This is a genomic window from Desulfofundulus australicus DSM 11792, assembly GCF_900129285.1.
In the GTDB taxonomy this organism is placed as follows: Bacteria; Bacillota; Desulfotomaculia; order Desulfotomaculales; family Desulfovirgulaceae; genus Desulfofundulus; species Desulfofundulus australicus.
Genome location: NZ_FQUW01000040.1, coordinates 1 through 22,449, shown reverse-complemented (window position 1 = coordinate 22,449; position 22,449 = coordinate 1). Strand labels below are relative to the sequence as shown.

The following is a 22,449-nucleotide window of genomic DNA, read 5'->3' as shown; positions in this document are numbered from 1 at the left end:
GACATCGACCTTTTCGAAGTGAACGAGGCCTTTGCCGCCGTGGTCCTGGTCAGCGCGAAGATTGCCAGCCTGCCCAAAGACAGGGTAAACGTGAACGGCGGCGCGGTAGCCTTCGGCCACCCCATCGGGGCCAGCGGCGCCCGCATCCTGATGACGCTCATCTACGAGCTGCGCCGGCGCGGCGGCGGGCTGGGCATCGCAGCCATCTGCAGCGGTGCCGCCCAGGGCGATGCCGTGCTGGTGCGGGTGGACGGCTGAGAGCACCTCACATCAACCGGGGCACGGTGCATCCCGGGCTGTTTTTCGGGGCATTAACCGTGCCACTGAATTAGTTAAAATACCAGACAACAAGGAGCTGAAGGGAAATGACCCTGGACTTCGACCTCACCGAAGAACAACTGATGGTCCGCGACACCGTGCGCAGGCTGGCCCAGAATGAATTCGCCCCCCGGGCGGCGGAAATCGACAGGGAGCACCGCTTCCCCCGGGAGAACCTGAAGAAGCTGGCCGAGCTGGGCCTGATGGGTATCCCCATTCCGGAAGAATACGGCGGGGCCGGGTGCGACTTCCTCACCTACATCATGGCCATTGAAGAAATCTCCCGGGCCTGCGCCTCCACCGGCGTAATCCTGGCGGTGCACACCTCCCTGGGGTGCTTCTCGCTGCTCTACCACGGCACGGAAGAGCAGAAGCAGAAGTACCTGACCAAACTGGCCACCGGCGAGTGGCTGGGGGCCTTCGCCCTCACCGAATCCAACGCCGGGTCGGACCCCTCCAACCTGTCCACCAGCGCCCGGCTGGAAGGGGATTACTACATCGTCAACGGCAGCAAGATCTTCATCACCAGCGGCGGGGAAGCCGACCTCTACGTCACCTTTGTGCGCACCAGCCCGGGCAGGGGGCACAAGGGGATCACCTGCCTGCTGGTGGAAAAGGACACCCCGGGCTTCTACGTCGGCAAGGTGGAAGAAAAGATGGGGCTCAACGGTTCCCGGACCGCGGAGCTGATCTTCGAGAACGCCCGTGTGCCGCGGGAGAACGTGCTGGGCCGGGAAGGGGAAGGCTTCAAGGTGGCCATGGCCCTTCTGGACGGCGGGCGCATCGGCATCGGCGCCCAGGGGCTGGGCATTGCCCAGGCGGCCTTTGACGTGGCCCTGGAGTACGCCAGGCAGCGGGTGCAGTTCGGCCGGCCCATAGCGGAGTTCCAGGCCATCCAGTTCATGCTGGCCGACATGGCCACCCGCATCGATGCCGCCCGGCTGCTGGTTTACCGGGCCGCCCGGCTCAAGGATAAGGGGCTGCCCCTTTCCAGGGAAGCTTCCATGGCCAAGATGTACGCCACGGATACGGCCATGTTCGTCACCACCAACGCAGTGCAGATCCTGGGCGGCTACGGCTACTGCAAGGATTACCCCGTGGAGCGGTACATGCGCGACGCCAAGATCACCCAGATCTACGAAGGCACCAACCAGATCCAGCGGCTGGTCATTGCCAAGAACCTGCTCCGGGGTTGAGGGCCAGGAATATATAAGGAGGTATATGGATTATGGCCAAAGGTAAACGCATGACCATTCAGGAAGCGGTCCAGTTGATTAACGATGGTGACATGATCACCTTTTCCGGCTTCACCATCTGGCGGCGCCCCATGGCCATCGTCTACGAAATGGTGCGCCAGCGCAAGAAGAACCTGCACCTGATCGAGGTGAACTCGGGGACCCACGGGGAAATCCTCATCGGGGCGGGCTGCGTCAAGGTCCTGGAGACCTGCTGGATCGGCCACGAGCTTTACGGGAAGGTGGGGGCCAACGCCGCCCGCAAGCTGAAATCCGGGGAACTGATCGTGGAAGATTACAGCCACGTGCACATGATCATGCGCTTTGCCGCCGGGGCCATGGGCGTTCCCTACCTGCCCACCCGCGCTTCCCTGGGCACGGACATTCTCAACCCCGAGTACGATGCCCTGGGCAAGCACGGCCTGCGGGACGGCTCCAATCCCCGCATCCCCAGGCGCAAGTTTGAATTCCTCACCGACTCCTTCTATGGCGAGCAGGGCGACATCATTCACGTGCCCGCGGCCCGGCCCAACGTATGCATTGCCCACGTGCAGCAGGTGGGCGAGGAGGGCACCGTGCGGGTCTACGGGCAGCGCTATTCCGACGCGGAGGCCATGAAGGCCGCCGACAGGGTGATTGTGGTGGCCGAGGAAATCGTGCCGGAAGAAGTCATCCGCCAGGATCCCACGGCCAACCTGATACCGCACTACCTGGTGGACGCCATTGTGGAACAGCCCTGGGGCGCCCATCCCACCGGCTGCTTCGGGTATTACGAAGTGGACGGCATGTTCATCCGGGACTTCTACAACAAGACCAGGACCCAGGAAGGCTTTGACGCCTGGGCGGAGGAGTGGATCCTCAAGGTAAACAGCTTTGACGAATACCTGTACAAGATCGGCTTCCGGCGCCTGGATATGCTGCGGGCCAACTCCTCCTACAAGTACAGCACGCGGGTGAAGAGGGGTGCGTAAACATGCGCAATAACCACAGCCCGGCAAAGCCCGGGGAATATAAACTGATCGAACTCCTGGCCGTGGCCGGGGCCCGGGAAATTAGAGACGGCGAGGTGGTCTTTGCCGGCACCGGGCTGCCCATGCTGGCGGTAACCCTGGCCCAGAAGACCACCGCCCCGCGGGCTTCCATCATCTACGAAGCCGGCTCCATGGACGGCCGGCCGGTCCACCTGCCCTCTTCCGTGGGGGACGCCCGCTGCGAGTACAGGGCTTCGGTTTCCTCCGGCCTGCTGGACGTTTTCAGCCAGCTGCAGCGGGGTGTGGTGGACCTGGCCTTCCTGGGCGGGGCGGAGATCGACAGGTACGGCAACGTGAACACCACTTCCATCGGCGGCGACTACTTCCATCCGGCGGTACGCCTTACCGGCTCGGGCGGCAACCCGGATATCAACTCCCTGGCCCGGCGCACCGTCTTCATCATGGTCCAGGAGAAGCGCCGCTTTAAAGAACAGGTGGATTACGTCACCTCGCCGGGCTGGCGGGTCAAGAAGTGGCCCGGCGGGGAGTGGGTCACCCGCCAGGAAGCTTTCGGCTCGGTATTCCGGGGCGGGCCGGTGGCGGTGATCACCAGCATGGCCGTCTTCCGCTTTGACGAGGAGACGGGGGAGATGTACCTGGACACCGTCCACCCGGGCGTAACTATAGAAGACGTGAAAAACAACGTGGGTTTCGACCTGGATGTCAGCCGCTGCCGGGGTGAAACTCCCCCGCCTACCTATCACGAGCTCTACCTGCTGCGCAACGTCATTGACCCGGAAGGACTCTTCCTGGGTAACTGATGGACCGGGTGAGGGAGAACCGGCCCGCAAGCAGAGCTGGTTAACAGTGGGTTTACCCGGCGGCCCGGGAAAAAGCAGCCCGGGCCTTTTTTTTTGCCGGCAGGTGCCGGCTTTATTTTTCTTTTCCGGGCGGAGGATTTTGAACAGGGTGTGTAGAAAAAAGTATGCATATGTAAACTCAGGTAGAAAACCCGGCAGTGAGGTGAGAAGGGTTTTGGATGAGAGGATTGTTCCGGCGGAAACAGCGGTCCCGGATCTGGGTGCCGTCCTGGATTCCCTGGCCAGCAGCGTGGTGGTTGTGGACAGGGCGGGCAGGATCATTTACTGCAGCTCCCAGTTTGCCCGCTACCTGGAGGTGCCCAGGGAGGAACTGTACGGGCGCCACATAGAGGAGTTTTTCCCCGGCACGCCGCTCCTGGAAGTGCTCAAAGATGGCCGGCCGCAGCTGGGGCGCCGCCTGCAGTTGAAGGACGGGGTCTACCTGGTCAACCGCACCCCCCTCCGGCACAACGGGGAGATAGTGGGGGCCATCTCGGAATTTCAGAACATCAACGAAATCCAGAATATCATCGACGAGCTTTCCAGCGACAACGCCCGCATCCGGGAGCTGATGAACCTGCTGGAGCAAATCCTGGACCTCTCCAGCGACGGCATTGTGGCCATCGACCGGAGCTACCGGATTACCATGGCCAACCGGAACTTTGCCCGCTTCTTCAACAAGACCCCCGAGGAAATCATCGGCAGGAATGTCTACGAAGTTTACGGGAAGAGCACGCCCATCTTCCCCCGGGCCATGGAGACGGGGGAAGCGGAATACGGCTACCTGGGCAACCTCAACGGCCATGAGGTTATCGCCAACCGGGTGCCCCTGGTCCGGGACGGGGAAATTGTGGGCGCCCTGGGCGTGGTTACCTTCCGGGATGTGGAAGAGCTGTACGCCCTGATCAAGAAGATCCGCTACCTGAAGAGCGAGCTGGACTACTACAAGGGCGAGCTGGAGCGGTTTCACCGCAGCAAGTTCAGCTTCGACCAGATTATCGGCCGCAACAGGCAGTTTGTGGCCGTCAAGGAAACCGCCCGCCGGGTGGCCATGACCACCTCCACCGTTCTCATCCTGGGTGAGAGCGGCACCGGCAAGGAGCTTTTCGCCCACGCCCTGCACACGGAGGGCCTGCGCAGCAAGGGCCCCTTTATCAAGGTCAACTGCGCGGCCGTGCCCGAAAACCTCCTGGAGTCGGAGCTGTTCGGCTACGTGGAGGGGGCCTTCACCGGCGCCCGCAAGGGCGGGCAGCCGGGCAAGTTCGAGCTGGCCCACGGCGGGACCATCTTCCTGGACGAGATCGGCGACATGCCCCTGACCATGCAGGCCAAGCTCCTGCGAGTGCTGCAGGAAAAGGAAATCGAGCGCCTGGGGGACACCAGGCCCCGCCACGTCGACGTGCGGGTGATCGCGGCCACCAACCAGGACCTGGAGGACCTGATCAGGAAGGGCCGCTTCCGGGAAGACCTCTACTACCGCATCAACGTGGTCACCCTGACCATCCCCCCGCTGCGGGAGCGCATGGACGACCTGGAGCTGCTGGTGGAGCACTTCATCAAGCACTTCAACCGCCAGTTCGGCCAGCGGGTGACCGGGGTTTCCCCGGAGGTAATGGATATATTGATGAGCCACCACTGGCCGGGCAACGTGCGGGAGCTGGAAAATGTCCTGGAGCGGGCCTACAACGTCCTGGACGGCACCGTGATCCAGAAAAAGCACCTGCCCCTCTACCTGCAGAAGAACTCCCTGGCCGGGGGGCAGCGGGCCGCCCAGAGCGGCCTGCCCAGGCTGGTGGAAGAGGCGGAGAAGGAGGCCATTTTAGAGGCCCTGGCTGCCACCAGGGGCAACAAGCGCCAGGCCGCCCAGCTGCTGGGCATATCCCGGGCCGGGCTGTACAAGAAGCTGAAGCGCTACCGCATAGAAGTATAATAAGTCCTGTAAAAAACAAGCGGGCCGCCGGCCCGCTTATTGTCTTACCCGGTCCGGCCCCACGCTGAAAAATTTTTTCAGGGCCGGGTAGACATCCTTTTTATCTTTAATGGTCACGCAGACAAACCTGGGGCTGGTGATTTTCTTATAAGCCGAGCGCAGGGTGCTGGTATAGTAGTAGGGCCCCTCGATTTCCCCGTAACCCACCAGGTTGCACACCTTCAAAAGCTCGTTGACCAGCTTGATGCATTTTTCGTTGTCCGAGGCCAGGTTGTCGCCGTCGGAAAAGTGGAAGGCGTAAATGTTGTAGTCCCGGGGCGGGAAGCGGTTTTCAATGATCTCCAGGGCCAGCTTGTAGACGGAGGAGCAGCGGGTGCCCCCGCTGGCTCCTTTGGTGAAGAACTCCTCCTCGGTGGTTTCCCTGGCCTCCACGTGGTGGGCCAGGAAGACGATCTGCACGTTCTGGTATTTGGTGCGCAGGAACCGCACCATCCAGAAAAAGAAGCTGCGGGCGATGTACTTCTCAAAGGGCCCCATGCTCCCGGAGGTGTCCATCATGGCCAGGACCACGGCGCTGGACTCGTACTTAAAGGTGTCGTCCCAGGTTTTAAAGCGCAGGTCTTCCCTGGTGATGGAGGCCAGGCCTTTTTTGCCCTGCAGGGCGTTGCGCTTGATGGCCTCGTAGATGGTCCGCTTGCGGTCGATGTTGCTGGAAATGCCCATCTTGCGCACGTCCTTGAATTCCACCGCGTCCGAGGCCAGCTCGGGTTTCTTCTTCTGCTCCAGGTGGGGCAGGCCCAGGTCTTCGAAGATCAGCTCGGCCAGCTCGTCAATGGTGATATCGGCTTCGTAATAATCCACCCCGGGCTCCTCACCGGCCCCGCCCTTGCCCTTGCCCGCCCCGGGGGAATCGCTGCCCAGCACATCTCCCGCTTTGCTCCTGCCGCTGCCCTGGCCGGCATGCTTCATTTTCCCCATGTCGTAGCGGAAGTGGTACTCCTCGATGGAGCGGATGGGGACCCGGATCACTTTCTTCCCGTCGGACATGATGATGCTTTCCTCGCTGACCACATCGGCCAGGTTCTTCTTGATGGCCTCCCGGACTTTCTCCTGGTGGCGCTGCCGGTCGATTTCCCCCTTGCGGTGCAGCGACCAGTCTTCCCTGGAAATGATGTATTTCCCGGACATCAGCCTCCCCCCTAGCGGTTTAACAGGCTGCCCACGTATTTCAGCAGTTCGTTGGCGCACACGGCGCAGTAGCCGTATTCGGAAATGAGCTTGTTGCTCACCTCGTTGATGCGCTTGAGCTGCTCGGCGTCGGGTGTCCTGGTGGAAGTGGTGATCTTGACCACGTCCTTCAGGTCGGCGAAGAGCTTCTTCTCCACCGCCTCCCGCAGCCGTTCGTGGCAGGTGTAGTCGAATTTCTTGCCCCGGCGGGCGTAGCTGGACAGGCGGATGAGGATTTCCTCCCGGAAACTTTTCTTGGCGTTCTCGGAGACGCCGATCTGCTCCTCGATGGAGCGCATCAATTTTTCATCGGGGTCCAGCTCTTCGTCGGTGATGGGGTCTTTGAGCCTGGTCCCGTTGCAGTAAGCCTCCACGTTGTCCAGGTAGTTGTCGAACAGGATGCGGGCCGACTCCTCGTAGGAATAGACAAAGGCCTTCTGCACTTCCTTCTTGGCTATCTCGTCGTACTCCTTGCGGGCAATGGAGATGAAGTTCAACAGCCGCTCCCTTTCCTCCCTGGTGATGGACGGGTGCTGGTCCAGCCCGTCTTTCAGCGCCCGCAGCACATCCAGGGCGTTGATGCATTTGGTGGAAGTGCGGATGAGGGCGGAGGAAAGGCGGTTGATCACGTAGCGGGGGTCCACACCGCTCATGCCTTCCTCGGGCGCCTCGTTCTGCAGTTCGGCCACGTCCTTCTGCTTGAACCCCTCCACGTCCTCGCCGTCGTAGAGCTTCATCTTTTTCACGATATCCATGCCCTGCTTCTTGCTTTCCTTCAGCCGGGAGAGTACGGAGAAGATGGCCGCCACCCGCAGGGCGTGGGGGGCGATGTGGATGTCCTTCAGGTCGCTCTGGCGGATGAGCTTTTCGTAAATTTTAATCTCGTCGCTCACCCGCAGGTTGTAGGGGATCTTCATGACGATGATGCGGGAGTGCAGGGCTTCGTTCTTCTTGTTGCTGATGAAGGCCTTGTACTCGTTTTCGTTGGTATGGGCCACAATCATCTCGTCGGCGTAGATCAGGGCGAAGCGGCCGGCCTTGAAGTTCCCCTCCTGGGAAAGGCTCAGCAGGTTCCAGAGGAATTTTTCGTCGCACTTCAACATTTCCTGGAATTCCATGATCCCCCGGTTGGCAATGTTCAGCTCGCCGTCAAACCGGTAGGCCCGGGGGTCCGACTCCGAGCCGTACTCGGCGATGGTGGAGAAGTCCACGCTGCCGGTGAGGTCGGCGATGTCCTGGGACTTGGGGTCGGAGGGGGTGAAGGTGCCGATGCCCACCCGGTTTTCCTCGGACAGGAAAATCCTCTCCACCCGCACGTTTTCAATTTTGCCGTCGTATTCCGTCTCCAGCATCATGCGGCAGTAGGGGCACAGTTCCCCCTCCACGTAGACGCCGTACTCCTTCTCGAACTCCGGCCGCAGCTCCCGGGGGATGAGGTGCAGGGGCTCCTCGTGCATGGGGCACCCCTTGATGCCGTAGAGGGCCCCCCGGTCGGTGCGGCTGTACTTCTCCAGGCCCCTTTTCAGCATGGCCACCAGGGTGGACTTGCCGCCGCTCACCGGCCCCATGAGCAGCAGGATGCGCTTGCGCACGTCCAGCCGCCGGGCGGCCGGGTGGAAGTATTCCTCCACCAGCTTCTCCAGGGTTTTATCCAGGCCGAAAAGTTCGCTGGCGAAGAATTTATAGCGCTTAACGCCATCTATCTCCTCCACCCCGGCATCCCTGATCATGTTGTAGATCCTGGCGTGGGCGAGCTGGCAGACCCAGGGGCGCTCCTTGACTATCTGCAGGTACTCCTGGAAGGTGCCTTCCCAGGCCAGTTCCTTTTCCAGGGAACGGTGCTCTTCCAGCCTCTTCAGGAAGTCCATAATCTCACTCCTTTGCCGTGGAATGAAATTCCACCAGCCGGATTCAGGCAGAACATCTAATTTTTTGTACAACTCGCGGTGTTTAGTATTACATTATATGCGCCCCGTGCTGGTAGAAGAATCCGCCAGCCGACAATATCTGCACCCCGGGCGGGAAGAAGAACCGCCGGGGGATGGGCGCCGCAGCGTTTTTCTCCCTGTCAGCGGGGTCCTGAATTGTAGATCGTAAAATAGAATTGACCCCCGATCGTCAAATAAAACTGACCCACCTCATGATAAAATCTCCCTCGAGAGGGGGAGGCAAAAGAGGTGGTAAGCATGTACAAATGGCAACGCATCAAAGCACTGCATACCCAGGGGGTCAGCATCAGGAAAATAAAATCTAACAACCATAAGTAATAGCAGTGGTAGGAGGACGGTTTCTACGGTGCGTTGCAGCGTTGTCATCATGGCTGGCGGGTCGGGTGAACGCTTCTGGCCCTACAGCAGGAAAGATAAACCAAAGCAGTTCCTGCCGGTGGCCGGCGAGGGGACCCTTTTGCAGCAGGCAGTTCGCCGCGCGAGGTTACTCGTACCCTGTTCAAATATCTACATTGTAACCGGCCGCCAGTACCATGATCTTGTGTGCGAGCAGGTGCCTGAATTTCCCGGATGGAAAAAGGTCGCGCTTTAAGAGTGCGGAAGTTTACCGAAAAGCCGGATCTGGAGACGGCCATGGCGTTTCTCGCCTCCGGGGAATACCTGTGGAACAGCGGGATGTTTTCTGGAAGATGCGGGCCGTCCTGGAGGCCGTGGAGCGCTACCTGCCCGAGCTGGCCCGCGGCCTGCGTCCCGTGGCGGAGGCCGTGGGGACGGCGGACTTTGACGCCGTTCTGGCCGAGTATTTCCCCCGCCTGCCGAAGATATCCATTGACTGCGGCGTCATGGAAAAGGCGGACAACGTCTGGGCCGTGCCCGGGGATTTCGGGTGGGACGACCTGGGCGCCTGGACGGCCCTGGAACGAGTGACCGGGAAGGATTCATGTGGTAATCTGGTACAAGGACAGGCTGTGCTGGTAGATACCAGGGAGACCATTATCCGCAGTGACAGCGATAATAAGCTGGTGGTGACTTTTGGACTGAAAGATACCCTGGTAGTGGACACGCCCGACGTGCTGCTGGTGGCTGATAAGAAGCGAGCCCAGGACTTGAAAGCCGTTTTAAATGAACTCCGGCGGCAGGGGTTGGATAGATTCCTGCAGCGCCTTACAACTCCGGGGCCTTGATAAAGTGCAGCCCGGGCTTTATTCCATTCTTGTAACCCGTATTTCCCTGCGAGGAAGAGCGCAAGGGGGAAGTGGTAAAGTATGTTATCGAATCTTTTCGTCGAGAAGGTGTGAGGTAATTGGTGTAGACGGCGCGCGCGTACAGTTTCCTTCCGGCTGGGGCCTGGTCCGGGCTTCCAACACCCAGCCGGTGCTGGTGGCCAGGCTGGTGGCCAGGTGCGAGTCAAGGAGCCTGGTAATTGAAAGAGATTGCGGGAACGTTGCAGGAACATCTGGCCCGCGCGAGAGTGGGGGATTTCCAGTGGGTTTTCCCGGTAGAGGAATAAGCTGGCGTCAGCCAAGGGGGTGGTATTTTCTGAGACGGTTTTCCTGCACAACGACACACCGCCGGTTTGCGGCGTAGGAAGCGCTCAAGCGCCTCGGAGGCCAGCTTGCATAGGAACTTCGTCAAGGACGGCGTCCGTGCATGGGCCGTGGCCTAAACCGGCGGTAGAAAGGATGGAGAGGGGGGGCTTGCATGTCCCAGCGGCGGGAGTTGAGGGATCCTATCCATGGCTTTATTTACCGCTCATCATTGGCGCAGGAAATCATGGACACTACTGTGTTTCAGAGATTACGCCGGATCAAGCAGCTTGCTCTGGCTTCCCTGGTATATCCCGGAGCAGTTCATACGAGAGGGCAGGTTCAAGCGCGAAGCAGACGGCCGAACTTCCCTGGTATATCCCGGAGCAGTTCATACCCGTTTTGAGCATTCTCTGGGGGTGATGCACTTAGCCGGTGAAATAGCACAGCGCTTTTTGAGCGATCAAGAAGAAATCCGCTTGGTAAGGCTGGCCGGCCTTTTGCATGACCTGGGCCATGGTCCCTTTTCCCATGTTTCCGAAGATCTCCTGGATAAGTTTTGTGATCGGGAGAAAATACAAGTACCAGAGGAAACCCAACCGCACGAGCTGGTTACGTGGGGGATTATCATGTGCAACGCGGAGTTAGGGAAAAAGCTTAGCGATAGAGATCGAGAGGCAATTATAAGTCTCCTCAGCGGGACGCGCGGGGATAGACTTCTTAAAGATATAGTTTCTGGGCCACTGGATGCCGACAAGCAGGACTATCTTTTACGCGACAGCTACTACTGCGGGGTAAGGTACGGGGTTTATGATCTCGACCGCTTGCTGGAGACCCTGGAGGTTATAGACGACGGCAACGAACGTGTCTTGGCTATTAGTGAGGACGGAGTTCATGCTTTGGAACAGTTTGTTCTTGCTAAATATTACATGAATACCCAGGTCTACAGACACAGGGTTCGCTTGATAACCGATGCCATGCTTGTCCGGGCTATTGAACCTGGGCATTGTGGAAGATAAATTGGATTATCTTGTACGATTGTATAAATTTGACGGCACAGAAGATTTTCTTGCAGAGTGGCTGGAGTGGGACGACCAGCGCCTGGCTGTGACCGTTTGCTCCAGGGAAACTCCAGACGGCTACTGCAAAATGCTGTTTAAAAATTTGCTGGCACGAAGGCTCCATAAGCGAATTTTTTCTCAAAACATCAGGGATTTTACCGATCCCATGGTGAAGCTCCGACTCTCTGAAAAATTTTCAGAGGTGGCAGAAGCCATTGAGAGCACGGTTGGCGAGCAGATAGGCCTCGACCCGAAGCTTGTGATTGCCAATAAATACACTATACGATCTGTCAGAGAGCAATCGCAGAACTCCGTAGGGCCCATCATGGTTGTCAAGCCGGGCATGAAAGTGACCTTTGAGGAAGAATCTACCCTATTTCGTTCGATAAACGAAGCGGAAAAGGATGAATTTATAGAGGTGTATGCTCCTGTGGAATTCAGGGATGAAAAAGATAAAAGGATTAAGCTGCGGGAGTATGCGGAAGTGATTTCCGCAATTATCTGCGATATACTTGAAAAAAAGTATGAGGAGGTGTAGTCCCGATGACAGCTCTTGAGAATTTTCTTTTAATGCTGGAAGCCGCCGGGGGGAAAATGGCCGGGAAAACATTAATTCAAAAGAGGGCTTATTTTCTTAATGAGTTTTTAAAGCTGGGCCTTCGTTTTAAGCCCCATTACTATGGACCGTATTCTCCAGATCTTGATGATGCCATCGGCAGAGCCAAGGTTCTCGGCTTTGTTCAGGAGAGTGCTGTTGACTTTGGCCCTAACATAAGTACGGGGTTTGAGGTGAGGCGGTTTGACTATATCCTCACCCCGGACGGCAAAGTGGTGGTGGCGGCCCTGAAAAAGCAGTACCGGAGCGAATGGGAACAGTTGGCGGAAACCCTTAGCAAGATCTACAAAGCAGATAAAAATGACTATGTTGCCCTCTCCCTGGCGGCAAAAGCGTTTTACGTTTTGTCTACGTTAAACACACCCCTCTCGGTGCCTGATATTGTAAGGGAGGCAAGGCGTATTGGCTGGCGAGTATCAGAAAGAGATGTTGAGCGGGCAGCGGAATTGCTTATGAAGCTGGGCCTTGTTAACGGAGAATCGGCCGGAGTAGCAACTGTTATAAATTAATGTGGCCGTTCTGGACGACCGGAACCACGTCCTCCCGGTGATTGAAAAGCCGGAGGAGTTATAATCAAAAAATGGCGGGTTTATGGGCCGGGAAAGCCTGGCTGAATGAATTAATTGGTAAGCTGGTGCAGGAAAATGAGCCGTTCTAATACCATTGCCAGAGCCACGGCGGTGATCGCCGTTTTTACTTTGCTTTCTAAAGTACTGGGGTTTATGCGCGAAATGGCTCTGGCCTGCGTTTTCGGGGCCAGCGCAGCCACTGATGCCTACCTGGTGGCGTACACCGTGCCAAATGTGATCTTTGCCGTGCTGGGCGGGGCGCTCACCGTGACGGCGGTGCCGCTCTTTGCCTCTTACGCTTCGGCGGGCAAAAGGGGCGAGGCCTGGCGGCTTTTTGCCGTCTTCTCCACTCTGCTAAGCGCGATCCTGCTGGCGGTGGTGCTGGCCGGCATGCCCCTGGCGCGGCAGATCGTCTGGCTGGTGGCCCCGGGCCTGCCGGAGGGCACGGCCCGGCTGGCGGCCTCCCTGCTGGCGGTCATGCTGCCGGGGGTGCTCTTTCTCTCCCTGGCCAACCTCTTCTACGGCCTTTTGAACGCCAGCAACATCTTCGGGCCGCCGGCCCTGGGCTCCGTGGTCACCAATATCTTTATTGTCGCTTCCATCCTGGCCGGGTTGAGGTTCGGCATTACTGCCGTGGCCGCGGGGACCACGCTGGGGTATCTGGCCGCCCTGGTCCTGCAGCTGCCCTACCTGCGGCGGGCGGGGTTTATTTTCCGCCCCTCCCTGGAGTTCCGCCACCCCGGCCTGAAGCGGGCCTTCGGCCTGATGTTCCCGGTGATGGTGGGCACGGGGATTGGCCAGATCTACCTTATCATCGACCGCGTTCTGGCTTCGGGCCTGCCCGAGGGCAGCATTTCGGCGCTCAATTATGCTTCCAAGCTCATTTTGCTGCCTCAGGGGGTGCTGGTCATGGCCCTGAGCACGGCCATTTTCCCCGCGCTGTCGCATAAGGCCGCTTCCGGGGATCAGGCCGGTTTCAGCCACACCCTGCTGCGGGCGGTGAAAACAGTTTTGCTTGTCGCCCTGCCCGCGGGTGTGGGCCTGGCCGTACTGCGGGAGCCGGTGGTGAGGCTGCTCTTTATGCGAGGGGCCTTTGACGAAGACGACCTGGCCATGACCGTTTTCGCCCTTTTGTGCTTTTCCCTTGGTCTGGCGGGGCAGTGTTTGGGGCCGGTGCTCACGCGGGGCTTTTACGCCCTGCAGGACACGGCCACGCCGGTGAAGGTGGGGGTGGCCACGGTAACCTTGAACCTTGCCCTGAGCCTTGTGCTGGTCCGGCCGCTGGCCCACGGCGGGCTGGCCCTGGCCAATTCCCTGGCGGCTACTTTTAACGTGGCGGTGCTGTTTTACCTCCTGGCCCGGCGGGTGCCCGGCCTGGATGTGCGGGGCCTTCTCGCCTTTGCCGCCGGCGCGGCGCTGGCCTCCTTTCTGGCCGGCGGGGCGGCGGCGCTGGCGGACGGGTTTCTGGCCGGGGTGCTGGCGGGGGGCACGGCGGCCCTGGCCCTGCGGCTGGCAGCGGATGCCCTGGCCGGGGTGCTGGTGTTTGCCGGGGCCTGCCAGGTGCTGAAGCTGGATGAGTACCTGTACCTGAAAGATCTCCTCCGGCGGGCCTTTCAGCGCGGGATGAGCTTTATCCGCGCAAGACCTTTGTACCGATCCAGATAGGCAAGCTTTTGGGTTTGTGGTTTTGGACCGTGTACTGGAGCAGCTGTTTGCCGCCAACACTCCGGAAGAAGCCCGGGCCATCATATGGGAGGAGCTGAGCCAAAACTCATATTGAAAAAGATTCGGGGATAGTGTAAACTAAAGCCAGAACCGGCAGAAAGTTGAGGTTTGGTATGGCCCGGGAGTTTGATCTGGTTATCAAAGCACTGGCGGAACGTTATCCGGCCCACCTGGTACAACTGGTGCGCGGTATGGCCGTGGAAAAGGTTGAACGCATGGAAAAAGAAGCAGTGGCCGTGGAGCGGGAATCGGATATACTGCTTAAAGTTATGGAAAATGGCTATGAATATCTGATGCTCCTTGAAGTACAGACTAAAGCCGAGCGAGAAATGCCCCGGCGGTTGCTGGAATATACGGCGATGCAGCACCGGGAGTTCAAAAAACCGGTCTACCCGGTGGTGCTTAACCTTACGGGCCGGCTTCAGGAGGAGAGGTACTCTTTTGACTGCCTGGACCTCACTGTGGTGACGTTTAATTTCCGGACTATCAACCTGGCAGATTTGCCCGGGGAGCACTTGCTGCATCATGCTCCGGTGGGGATTATACCGCTGGTACCGTTAATGCGGCATGAATTTCCTGCCGAAGAAATACTGGCCCGGTGCGTAGAACGGATTGCAGAAGCTCCCGTTGAATGGCAGGCGGACTTGTATCTTGGGCTGGCAGTATTTTCGTCACTCCGGTTTACCAGGGAAGTGATTTTAAAAGTGATCGAGGTGAGCAAAATGGAGACCTCCCCGCTGTTCGACGGCATTCGGGAAAAGTGGATTGATCAGGGGATACGGCAGGGGATACAGCAAGGAATACAGCAAGGAATACAGGATACCATACTGGATGCCCTGGAGGAAAATATAGGCCGCTGCCCTGAGGGCCTGGTGAACAGCCTACGGGCTATACGAGATATTGATACATTAAAATTACTGCACCGCAGGGCGGTGAAAGCGAAAACAATTGATGAATTCATGCAGGCTCTTAACGAGGCGGTGCGGAAGAATAATTAGACGAACACAGAAAGCGGTCAGACCCGGCAGGTGTAGAGCTGCCGGTGTTTTCATTTATGTGGAAAAGGTGCGGGAACTGCCGCCGGTAAGCTTTTCCTACAGCGGCCAGCTGGTGGACAACCGCCGTGCCCCGGCAGATTTCATCCAGTTCTGGCTGCGTAAAGGGGCGCATGTGGTGATTTACGGGCACTGGGTCTGTCGCTGGCCGCCGCCCTGGGCGGTACTGGTTCTGGCGGCCGGCGGCGCTGGATGCTGGCCGGGGTAATCGTGGTTCTGGTGGCCGCCCTGGACGAGTGGCACCAGACCTTTGTTCCCGGCCGCACCGGCCGGGCATTGGACGTGCTGGTGGACCTGGCGGGGTTTGTGGTTTTGGCTTTTTTGTCTGGCTAATTGGTCTCCGCGCCAAATCTACCGGCTATAGTTTCCGGTCAGATATATAAAAAATTTCCTTCAAGGCAGGAAATAAAACATATATTCGCCAATGTAATACCAGGGCGACTTTGTAATAGTTTCATGGGGGGTACTGCTGTTGCGGATAAGGGACCCCATTCATGGGATGATTGAACTTAATTCAGGGGAAGCTGCGATTATAAAAGAGGAAGCCTTTCAGCGATTGCGGCGCATTCGCCAGTTGGCCCTGACATCATTAGTATACCCTGGCGCAACACATACCCGCTTTGAACACAGCCTGGGAGTCATGCACCTGGCGTCCAGGGTAATGGATTCTTTGTATAAACGGCCGTTTCTACGGAAACGCTTCCCGGAAGACGAGTTTAAAAGGTTACGGCAGTTGGTCCGGCTTGCCGCCCTTCTGCATGATGTTGGACACGCTCCTTTTTCCCATGGTGGCGAAGGAGTTTTCCGAACGGGTTTAAAGCATGAGCATTATTCGATTGCCATTATCCGCAAGTACTTTGCTCCCATTATTAATAAATATTTCCCAGAGATCAAGGTTGAGGAGATTGTAACCCTGTTAGATAAGGGATACTTAGGGTCGGACCTGGTTTTTCTTGGTAAGATAATTGATGGGGAAATGGATGCCGATAAGCTGGATTATCTCTTGCGGGATTCTTATTATTGCGGTGTCCGTTATGGAAAATATGATCTGGAAAGGATTTTAGATACGGTAACCGTTGTACCGGTTAGGGAAACTCTTTCTTCTAATGAATTTGAAGGTGAAGGAGGTTCCGGAACGGGTTTTTGGCTGTTGGGGGTAGATTCCGATGGAATTCAAGCCGTAGAAGAGCTTATCTTTGCCCGTTACTGGATGTTTATCCAAGTCTATTTTCATAAAACCAGACGAATTTACGATTACTATTTAACCGCATTTTTAAAGGATTTTCTCCATCAGAGATTTCCGCAAAATGGAGGATGCCTGCCTGACCTGGATCACCTGGAAGATTACATTAACCTTGATGATTGTACTGTTTTGGATGCGATTAAGGAAATGCGGCAGTCTAACGAATGGGCCAGGCGGATTTATGAACGGGATCACCTTTCTTAAGCTTTTTTACTCTGCCCCATCATAGCGGGCTCGCTAGTTATTTGATAGTTGAGGAGTTAAAAGAGCGTTTTACTGCACGGTATGGCAATGATCCAACCCTTGCATTTGTTGACGACAGGGCGAGAAAATTACCTACAAACCCCTTTTTCGGTTTAAAAAAGGAAGAAGAGGGTGGCGAGGATGGCAAGGAAAAGGAAACCTTTGCCAGTATAATAGTGCAGGATAAGCATAACCTCGAAAAGTGCCATTCAATATTTGAACTGTCACTGCCTCTGGAACTCTTATCCCAAAGAAATATAAATATTGTTCGCTTTTACGTAACGCGGGAAAAGAAAAGTGAGGCTGCCAGCTGGTGTAATGAACAATTTACTCAAATTCAATCTAAGGTTAAAAAAATTGAGAAGGGGTGGATCTGATGGAACTCGAAGCACTTATTGCCTGTTTGGTCGATGAAATGCCGGTGAGGGGGAAAAAAGCCCTACAAAAGTTAGTCTACTTCTGTGCTGAGGCTGGTGTTCCTGTGCGTACCAATTTCCGCTTATATATTTACGGACCCTACAGCAACGAGGTAGCCGAAGAGCTGGGAGAGGTTATTGGGCGTGAAATTGTAAAAGTAGGCGACGACGGATACAGCTTTTATAAAGGGCTTACTTGCGATAAAATTCTTTGCAAACACCAGGAACAAATCAGGGCCAACATGGACAAGATCCGGCGTGTTCTGAATACGTTCCGCAATTTTTCACCCACATTGCTTGAACTATATGCAACTGTCCATTTTATTGCCACTGCCTTAAAAGAAGCCTATGACAATGTATCTAAAGAAAGAATAATTGGGGAAGTTTATAATGCGAAGGCAGGGAAGTTTACAACTGAACAGATCGAGCGAGCTCATGATGATCTGGTAAAATGGGGTTGGCTTGAGGAAGGCGAAGTATGCCCGGGGGAAGCATTTCAGCATTAAACTCGGTCTCCAGACTCATTTTTCTGCCCCGGGGCGTAATAGTCATGGCCCTGGGACTTTTGTGCCCGGCCGCACCGGCCGGGCATTGGACGTGCTGGTGGACCTGGCGGGGTTTGTGGTTTTGGCTTTCTTATCCCGGCTGGCTATGTGGGTAAAAAAGCGGCTGGGATCTTCCCCCGGGTAAAACAGGGGTAAAAATTCCTTTTGCGGGATATATCACCTGGCAGGGCGTGTAACTAATGGGCATCGTGCTCCGTGATAGCCGGCGGCGGCAAGGCTATACTATTTACGGTGGTACATGGGAATTGACTTTACAGCGGTATAAATTCATGAGATAATCCTATTAGTGATTCTATTAGTGAAAATTAAAAAATCAACTGGAGTAAAGCAACTCAAAGAGATTTAGCGGGTTATGAGAGGAATTCACAATTTAGCCGAAGGATAATCTTCAGGGGTGTTCACTATGTTCAGTCCCAAAAAACAAAAACAATCGGAAATCATCTCCAAAAAATCTGTATATATCATTATAAATCCCTGGAAGCGGAGGCAGATTGCCCGGAGGAAAGCAGCTGCCGAAGCACTAAAGGGTATTTGGGCTGATAAGGATGATTCCTTCTTTTCGGGGCGGTAACACATGCGAATTTTGCTGGATACCAATATTTTGGTTGATTATTTTCGTTCGCAAAGAAGTTCCCGCCCTAAAAATCAGCGGCAAGCATATTGTTGCCAACAAGCGGTCCAATTCATTGACCAGTCGATTGAACAGGGTGTGGAATTGACCATATCATGTCACACTTTAAAAGAACTGCTTCAATATAAGAATATATCAGCGCAAGAAGAAAAACGAATACTGGAGAATCTCCCTTTAATGTGTGACATTCTCGATACCAACAAGGAAGTTGCTTACATTGCGGGCCTCCTATCACGTCACTCTGCCGAGTACCGTGAACACCACGTAGAAGATTGTTACATCGCGGCTACCGCCATAGCCTATAAATTGCCGCTATATACCAGAAACCCGGACGATTTTAAATATGTCCCGCATCCGGATTTGAAAATAGTGGTTCCGTATCAGTATGAGGCTGACGTAACTTCATAAACAAAATCTAATACAGCTTGCAGGCTCTTAACGAGACGATGCTGAAGAATAATTAGTTAACAAAGAAAGCAGACCCGGCAGGTGTAGAGCTGCCGGTGTTTTCATTTATGTGGAAAAGGTGCGGTTTTGCAACCCCGGAGCAGCCCATGAAAGTGGCCAGCGAGGGGACCCTTTTGCAGCAGGCGGTGCACCGCGCAAGGTTGCTTGTACCCTGGTCAAATATCTACATTATAGGCATCCGGCCCCACGCGCCCGGAGACGGGATACGGGTATATACATGTCGGCCCCATTTCGCGGGTGGAAAAAGGTCGCGCCGCTTGCCCAGGATATCTATTGATTACGGTGTCATAGAAAAGGCTGATAATGTTTGGGCCGTTCCCGGGGATTTTGGCTGGGATGACCTGGGTACCTGGACGGCCCTGGAGTGAGTGACCGGGAAGGATGCAGATGGTAATCTGGTGCAGGGGCGGGCGGTGCTGGCGGATACCAGGGAAACCATTATCCGAAGTGACGGCGATAATAAACTGGTAGTGACTTTTGGGTTGAAAGATACCCTGATAGTGGAAACGCCCGATGTGCTGCTGGTGGCTGATAAGAAGCGAGTCCAGAACTTGAAAGCCGTTTTAAGCAAACTCCGGCGGCAGGGGTTGGATAGATTCCTGTAGCGCCTTACAGCTCCGGGGTCTTTAAAAGGGCCAGTCTTCTTCCGGCGGGCCGTCCTGCGCGGGGCGGGTTTCCTGCGCGCGCGGTCGCTGTACCGGTCCAGATAGGAAGGTCGGCGTAGTTGTGATGGGCAGCAGGGCTCCGTACGTTTGTCTACCGGTGCTGACTCGAAATAAAGGAGACGGGGTAGGTTTTGCGGGTGGCTTGCAGGGAGCAAAGACATTTGTGGCGGTGGCTGCTGGTTGGGGCCTGGCTGCTGGCCATCGCCTATTTTTCCGGTCAGCCCTTTGCGGAGCAGTGCTCCACTTTGCCGCACTGGGCCGGCGTTATCGCTGCGGTGACCTGGAGACCCCTATTTGAAGCACTTCTTCCAGTCCTTGTATGTTCTTTCATCCCGCCTGCTTATGGCCCCGATGAGAACCGTTCTTTCGGCGTCGAGAATCTGGTAGAGGATGCGGATGTTCCCGACACGCAGCCTGTAGTAGTTCTTTTCGAGGCAGATACAGCCTGGCGGTCGCGGATCTTCAGCCAGCCCTTCCAGGGCGCGCCGCACTTTCTCTCGCTCTGCTGGTGTTAGCCTCGCGTAATCGTGGCGGAAGCGATTGGCATTCTTGGGTTTAACGCTGTACACGACCCTGTTCCTCAACTTCCCGCATTATCTCGAACACGTCCTTATCCTCGGGGTTATCGGTGGGCTGTTCGAAGGTCTCCCGGGCCAGCCTGATGTCCTGGACCAGTTCGTAGGACTCCAGCAGTTCCCTGTAGGCCTCTGCGCTTAGCAGCACCCCTTCTACCTCGTTGTTCCTGAGGATCAGCAGCGGCTTCTCCTTACACTTGGCCAGATATTTCCCCAGCGACCTGGAGAGGGCGGTGGCGCTGACCAGGCTGTCGAGGTCGAATGAAAGCACAGAAAACACCTCCATTTGAGGATTATTCTACATGAAATAGTGCGCAATATCAAGCAAAAAAAGGCCGTGCGGAAGGCCGTGTGGAAGGGAAGATTGAAGCCAGGCAGGAGGTCATATGCAAGTACCTGGCCCGCAGGTTCGGAGTTGATTCTGCCAGTGTGCAGGAAAAAGTGCCGCAACTGACCGACATGGATGTGCTGGACCGTGTACTGGAGCAGCTGTTTGCCGCCAACACCCTGGAAGAAGCCCGGAACATCATATGGGAGGAACTGAGCCAAAGCTCATATTGAAAAAGATTCGGAGATAGTGTAAACTAAAGCCAGAACCGGCAGAAAGTTGAGGTTTGGTATGGCCCGGGAGTTTGATCTGGTTATCAAAGCACTGGCGGAACGTTATCCGGCCCACCTGGTACAACTGGTGCGCGGTATGGCCGTGGAAAAGGTTGAACGCATGGAAAAAGAAGCAGTGGCCGTGGAGCGGGAATCGGATATACTGCTTAGTATTTTCGTCGCTCCGGTTTACCAGGGAAGTAATTTTAAAAGTGATCGAGGTGAGCAAAATGGAGACCTCCCCGCTGTTTGACGGTATTCGGGAAAAGTGGATTGATCAGGGGATACAGCAGGGAATACAGCAGGGAATACAGCAAGGAATACAGGATACCATACTGGATGCCCTGGAGGAAAATATAGGCCGCTGCCCTGAGGGCCTGGTGAACAGCCTACGGGCTATACGAGATATTGATACATTAAAATTACTGCACCGCAGGGCGGTGAAAGCGAAAACAATTGATGAATTCATGCAGGCTCTTAACGAGGCGGTGCGGAAGAATAATTAGACGAACACAGAAAACGGTCGGACCCGGCAGGTGTAGAGTTGCCGGCGTTTTCTTTTACGTATACCTGGTGAGAGGGAGTGTTATTTGGGTAAAATCGGCAGAAATGACCCCTGCCCCTGCGGGAGCGGAAAGAAGTACAAGAAATGTTGCCTTCTCGTAGAGAGAAGAAAGCCTTGGAGTTTGGAAGAGGCTTTCAACGAAAGAGATAATCTCTAGACTCGGTACGATGGAAATTCATATTACTGAAGAGAATTTCCTCCGGGAAGTTGAAAACTTTTACTCCGCCTATGATTTGTCCGAAAAATGGTGGAAAACCAGCCATGTTACTGCAAGGGGCTTCGACCGGGACTTTCCATGGATGGCCGCAGTTGTCCTGTGGGAAAGGCTGGCCCCGCACATAATTAATTCCGAGAAGCTGAATGACATGATGCAGGAAGGGTACCGTCTTTGCAGCGAGGGAAAAGAGGACGAGGGTTGCCGGATCTGGCTGGAAGTGTGGGAGCATCTTCGCGTTACCGGCCGCGATTTCCCGGTGGTGGAAGGAGGCCGGCGTCCAGGGGACCCGGCGGTGCTGGTGGCCTCCTCCCAAGGTTCAACTCCTCTAAGGATTTAATCTTGTCCGGTTCCAGGCAGCTTAAAAAACGCATCCTGACGGTGCGGAAAAAACGTTCCACTTTACCCTTGGCCTGCGGAGCAAAAGGTTCGGTGTGCAGTAAAGTGCACCCCAGGCCGGCACAGATTCTCAAGACCCCCGTTGCCATTACGTCAGCGGGGGTCTTTAAACGTGCGTCTGGTGGCTAAAGTCCATTACAGGTGAGGCAGCACCAGTCTGCTTTTCAAGCAACGCCCGGTGTTCATTAGTTGTGTGACGGTAAAAAATCTGAAAGGTAGATTATTTGTAACCCCGGGAACCCTTTGCCAATGGAGCGGTCGTTAGTAAGAAAGGCCTTTGCGCCTGCTGCCCATGTGGTAATTTACGGAGCACTGGGTCTGTCGTTGGCCGCTGCTCTGGAAAGGGTGAGTAAAAGACGCTGGTTTTTAGCCGGGGTAATCCTGGTTCTGGTGGCCGCCCTGGACGAGTGGCACCAGACTTTTGTATCCGGCCGCACCGGGCGGGCGGTTGACGTGCTGGTGGAACTGGCCGGGTTTGTGGTTTTGGCCTTCTTATCCCGGCTGGCTATGTGGGTAAAAAAGCGGCTGAGATCTTCCCCCGGGTAAAACAGGGTAAAAATTCCTTTCGCGGGATATATCACCTGGCAGGGCGTGTAACTAATGGGCATCATGCTCCGTGATGGCCAAGCGGCAGCAAAGGGAAGGCGGGCTGGCCCTGGCCAATTCACCGGCCGCCGCATTTAATCAGGCAACGGCAAGCTTCTTGAAACCCTTCTGGACCTGATGTAAACTTTAACCATAAAGAATATAAGGAGACGGCTCGATGACTGAAAATCAGATCGACCATGACCGCCTGTTTAAAGAATTGCTGGAAACATTTTT

At 55.9% G+C, this 22,449-nt stretch carries 30 protein-coding genes and 3 pseudogenes; 28 read left to right on the top strand and 5 right to left on the bottom strand.

Annotation, left to right across the window (positions count from 1 at the left end; all coding sequences use genetic code 11):
- The 5 genes and pseudogenes from BUB44_RS12960 to BUB44_RS12940 all read left to right on the top strand — a co-directional run.
- A pseudogene (locus BUB44_RS12960) lies at positions 1-258 on the top strand (acetyl-CoA C-acyltransferase); the annotation flags it as partial.
- Between the two features lie 107 nt (positions 259-365).
- Complete coding sequence (locus BUB44_RS12955; protein ID WP_278247948.1) at positions 366-1,514, top strand: acyl-CoA dehydrogenase; 1,149 nt, start codon at positions 366-368, stop codon at positions 1,512-1,514.
- 32 nt (positions 1,515-1,546) lie between these two features.
- Positions 1,547-2,524 carry a CoA transferase subunit A gene (locus tag BUB44_RS12950; RefSeq protein ID WP_073167047.1) on the top strand — a complete coding sequence of 326 codons (978 nt, stop codon included), beginning with the start codon at positions 1,547-1,549 and terminating at the stop codon, positions 2,522-2,524.
- Positions 2,525-2,526: 2 nt separating this feature from the next.
- The gene (locus BUB44_RS12945) at positions 2,527-3,345 is read left to right on the top strand and encodes a CoA-transferase subunit beta (RefSeq protein ID WP_027357556.1); all 819 of its coding nucleotides are present in this window, start codon (positions 2,527-2,529) and stop codon (positions 3,343-3,345) included.
- Between the two features lie 214 nt (positions 3,346-3,559).
- A complete protein-coding gene (locus BUB44_RS12940; RefSeq protein ID WP_073167050.1) occupies positions 3,560-5,314 on the top strand; it encodes a sigma-54 interaction domain-containing protein in 1,755 nt (584 codons plus the stop codon).
- Between the two features lie 36 nt (positions 5,315-5,350).
- Here the strand turns inward: BUB44_RS12940 and yhbH are convergent, their stop codons facing one another.
- Both yhbH and BUB44_RS12930 read right to left on the bottom strand, forming a co-directional pair.
- On the bottom strand, positions 5,351-6,502 hold the full coding sequence (gene yhbH / locus BUB44_RS12935; protein ID WP_073167045.1) for a sporulation protein YhbH: 1,152 nt from the start codon (positions 6,500-6,502) through the stop codon (positions 5,351-5,353).
- Between the two features lie 11 nt (positions 6,503-6,513).
- The gene (locus BUB44_RS12930) at positions 6,514-8,409 is read right to left on the bottom strand and encodes a PrkA family serine protein kinase (RefSeq protein ID WP_073167042.1); all 1,896 of its coding nucleotides are present in this window, start codon (positions 8,407-8,409) and stop codon (positions 6,514-6,516) included.
- Positions 8,410-8,836: 427 nt separating this feature from the next.
- Between BUB44_RS12930 and BUB44_RS12925 the strand changes: the two genes are divergently transcribed.
- The 17 genes and pseudogenes from BUB44_RS12925 (at position 8,837) to BUB44_RS12845 (ending at position 19,214) form a co-directional block, all read left to right on the top strand.
- Positions 8,837-9,082 (top strand): sugar phosphate nucleotidyltransferase, encoded by a 246-nt coding sequence (locus tag BUB44_RS12925; RefSeq protein WP_131821631.1) that lies wholly within the window; start codon positions 8,837-8,839, stop codon positions 9,080-9,082.
- A pseudogene (locus tag BUB44_RS16160) lies at positions 9,061-9,126 on the top strand (hypothetical protein); the annotation flags it as partial. The gene BUB44_RS12925 and the pseudogene BUB44_RS16160, both read left to right, overlap by 22 nt.
- A gap of 26 nt (positions 9,127-9,152) precedes the next feature.
- Positions 9,153-9,674, top strand: a complete 522-nt coding sequence (locus tag BUB44_RS15885) for a hypothetical protein (protein WP_114362193.1) — start codon at positions 9,153-9,155, stop codon at positions 9,672-9,674.
- On the top strand, positions 9,613-10,077 hold the full coding sequence (locus BUB44_RS16155; RefSeq protein WP_207545671.1) for a hypothetical protein: 465 nt from the start codon (positions 9,613-9,615) through the stop codon (positions 10,075-10,077). Before BUB44_RS15885 ends, BUB44_RS16155 begins: the two co-directional genes overlap by 62 nt.
- A 148-nt stretch (positions 10,078-10,225) precedes the next feature.
- Complete coding sequence (locus BUB44_RS16015; RefSeq protein ID WP_073167029.1) at positions 10,226-11,035, top strand: HD domain-containing protein; 810 nt, start codon at positions 10,226-10,228, stop codon at positions 11,033-11,035.
- Positions 10,998-11,615, top strand: coding sequence for a hypothetical protein (locus BUB44_RS16010; protein ID WP_131821630.1), 618 nt, complete (start codon positions 10,998-11,000; stop codon positions 11,613-11,615). The genes BUB44_RS16015 and BUB44_RS16010 overlap by 38 nt, the downstream gene beginning before the upstream one ends.
- Positions 11,616-11,620: 5 nt before the next feature.
- Positions 11,621-12,202, top strand: coding sequence for a hypothetical protein (locus tag BUB44_RS12895; protein WP_073167024.1), 582 nt, complete (start codon positions 11,621-11,623; stop codon positions 12,200-12,202).
- Between the two features lie 135 nt (positions 12,203-12,337).
- Complete coding sequence (gene murJ / locus BUB44_RS12890) at positions 12,338-13,927, top strand: murein biosynthesis integral membrane protein MurJ (RefSeq protein ID WP_073167022.1); 1,590 nt, start codon at positions 12,338-12,340, stop codon at positions 13,925-13,927.
- Positions 13,928-14,100: 173 nt separating this feature from the next.
- Positions 14,101-14,985, top strand: coding sequence for an RpnC/YadD family protein (locus tag BUB44_RS12885; RefSeq protein ID WP_073167019.1), 885 nt, complete (start codon positions 14,101-14,103; stop codon positions 14,983-14,985).
- A gap of 58 nt (positions 14,986-15,043) precedes the next feature.
- Entirely contained in the window at positions 15,044-15,250 is a 207-nt protein-coding gene (locus tag BUB44_RS12880) for a hypothetical protein (RefSeq protein WP_073167016.1), read from the top strand.
- Positions 15,235-15,375, top strand: a complete 141-nt coding sequence (locus BUB44_RS12875; RefSeq protein ID WP_083543247.1) for a VanZ family protein — start codon at positions 15,235-15,237, stop codon at positions 15,373-15,375. The genes BUB44_RS12880 and BUB44_RS12875 overlap by 16 nt, the downstream gene beginning before the upstream one ends.
- Positions 15,376-15,514: 139 nt before the next feature.
- Positions 15,515-16,489 (top strand): HD domain-containing protein, encoded by a 975-nt coding sequence (locus BUB44_RS12870; protein WP_073167013.1) that lies wholly within the window; start codon positions 15,515-15,517, stop codon positions 16,487-16,489.
- A gap of 41 nt (positions 16,490-16,530) precedes the next feature.
- Positions 16,531-16,905 (top strand): hypothetical protein, encoded by a 375-nt coding sequence (locus tag BUB44_RS12865; RefSeq protein WP_073167010.1) that lies wholly within the window; start codon positions 16,531-16,533, stop codon positions 16,903-16,905.
- Positions 16,905-17,450 carry a hypothetical protein gene (locus BUB44_RS12860; protein WP_073167008.1) on the top strand — a complete coding sequence of 182 codons (546 nt, stop codon included), beginning with the start codon at positions 16,905-16,907 and terminating at the stop codon, positions 17,448-17,450. The genes BUB44_RS12865 and BUB44_RS12860 overlap by 1 nt, the downstream gene beginning before the upstream one ends.
- 634 nt (positions 17,451-18,084) lie before the next feature.
- Positions 18,085-18,549 (top strand): type II toxin-antitoxin system VapC family toxin, encoded by a 465-nt coding sequence (locus BUB44_RS12855; protein ID WP_073167005.1) that lies wholly within the window; start codon positions 18,085-18,087, stop codon positions 18,547-18,549.
- A gap of 107 nt (positions 18,550-18,656) precedes the next feature.
- A complete protein-coding gene (locus tag BUB44_RS12850) occupies positions 18,657-18,977 on the top strand; it encodes a hypothetical protein (RefSeq protein ID WP_131821629.1) in 321 nt (106 codons plus the stop codon).
- The gene (locus BUB44_RS12845; RefSeq protein WP_073167001.1) at positions 18,978-19,214 is read left to right on the top strand and encodes a hypothetical protein; all 237 of its coding nucleotides are present in this window, start codon (positions 18,978-18,980) and stop codon (positions 19,212-19,214) included.
- A gap of 350 nt (positions 19,215-19,564) precedes the next feature.
- Here the strand turns inward: BUB44_RS12845 and BUB44_RS12840 are convergent, their stop codons facing one another.
- Both BUB44_RS12840 and BUB44_RS12835 read right to left on the bottom strand, forming a co-directional pair.
- On the bottom strand, positions 19,565-19,765 hold the full coding sequence (locus tag BUB44_RS12840) for a type II toxin-antitoxin system RelE family toxin (protein WP_052303848.1): 201 nt from the start codon (positions 19,763-19,765) through the stop codon (positions 19,565-19,567).
- Positions 19,766-19,829: 64 nt separating this feature from the next.
- Positions 19,830-20,120, bottom strand: a complete 291-nt coding sequence (locus BUB44_RS12835) for a type II toxin-antitoxin system Phd/YefM family antitoxin (RefSeq protein ID WP_013823146.1) — start codon at positions 20,118-20,120, stop codon at positions 19,830-19,832.
- An 80-nt stretch (positions 20,121-20,200) separates the two neighbouring features.
- On the opposite strand from BUB44_RS12835, the gene BUB44_RS12830 reads away from it, so the two are divergent.
- The 5 genes from BUB44_RS12830 to BUB44_RS15480 all read left to right on the top strand — a co-directional run bounded on the left by BUB44_RS12830 (position 20,201) and on the right by BUB44_RS15480 (position 21,568).
- Positions 20,201-20,410, top strand: a complete 210-nt coding sequence (locus BUB44_RS12830) for a hypothetical protein (RefSeq protein WP_207545670.1) — start codon at positions 20,201-20,203, stop codon at positions 20,408-20,410.
- Between the two features lie 58 nt (positions 20,411-20,468).
- Positions 20,469-20,702 (top strand): hypothetical protein, encoded by a 234-nt coding sequence (locus BUB44_RS15870; protein ID WP_242655983.1) that lies wholly within the window; start codon positions 20,469-20,471, stop codon positions 20,700-20,702.
- Entirely contained in the window at positions 20,680-20,955 is a 276-nt protein-coding gene (locus BUB44_RS15865; RefSeq protein ID WP_073166996.1) for a hypothetical protein, read from the top strand. Before BUB44_RS15870 ends, BUB44_RS15865 begins: the two co-directional genes overlap by 23 nt.
- 84 nt (positions 20,956-21,039) lie before the next feature.
- A complete protein-coding gene (locus BUB44_RS15485) occupies positions 21,040-21,171 on the top strand; it encodes an SEC-C metal-binding domain-containing protein (RefSeq protein ID WP_073166993.1) in 132 nt (43 codons plus the stop codon).
- Between the two features lie 10 nt (positions 21,172-21,181).
- Positions 21,182-21,568 (top strand): hypothetical protein, encoded by a 387-nt coding sequence (locus tag BUB44_RS15480; protein WP_165611050.1) that lies wholly within the window; start codon positions 21,182-21,184, stop codon positions 21,566-21,568.
- On the opposite strand, the pseudogene BUB44_RS16150 reads toward BUB44_RS15480, so the two are convergent.
- Positions 21,546-21,692 (bottom strand): annotated as a pseudogene (locus tag BUB44_RS16150) (IS481 family transposase); the annotation flags it as partial. The gene BUB44_RS15480 and the pseudogene BUB44_RS16150 overlap by 23 nt on opposite strands.
- A 184-nt stretch (positions 21,693-21,876) precedes the next feature.
- Here BUB44_RS16150 and BUB44_RS12805 point away from each other — a divergent pair.
- Positions 21,877-22,173 (top strand): VanZ family protein, encoded by a 297-nt coding sequence (locus BUB44_RS12805; protein WP_073166990.1) that lies wholly within the window; start codon positions 21,877-21,879, stop codon positions 22,171-22,173.
- The last annotated feature ends 276 nt before the right edge of the window (positions 22,174-22,449 follow it).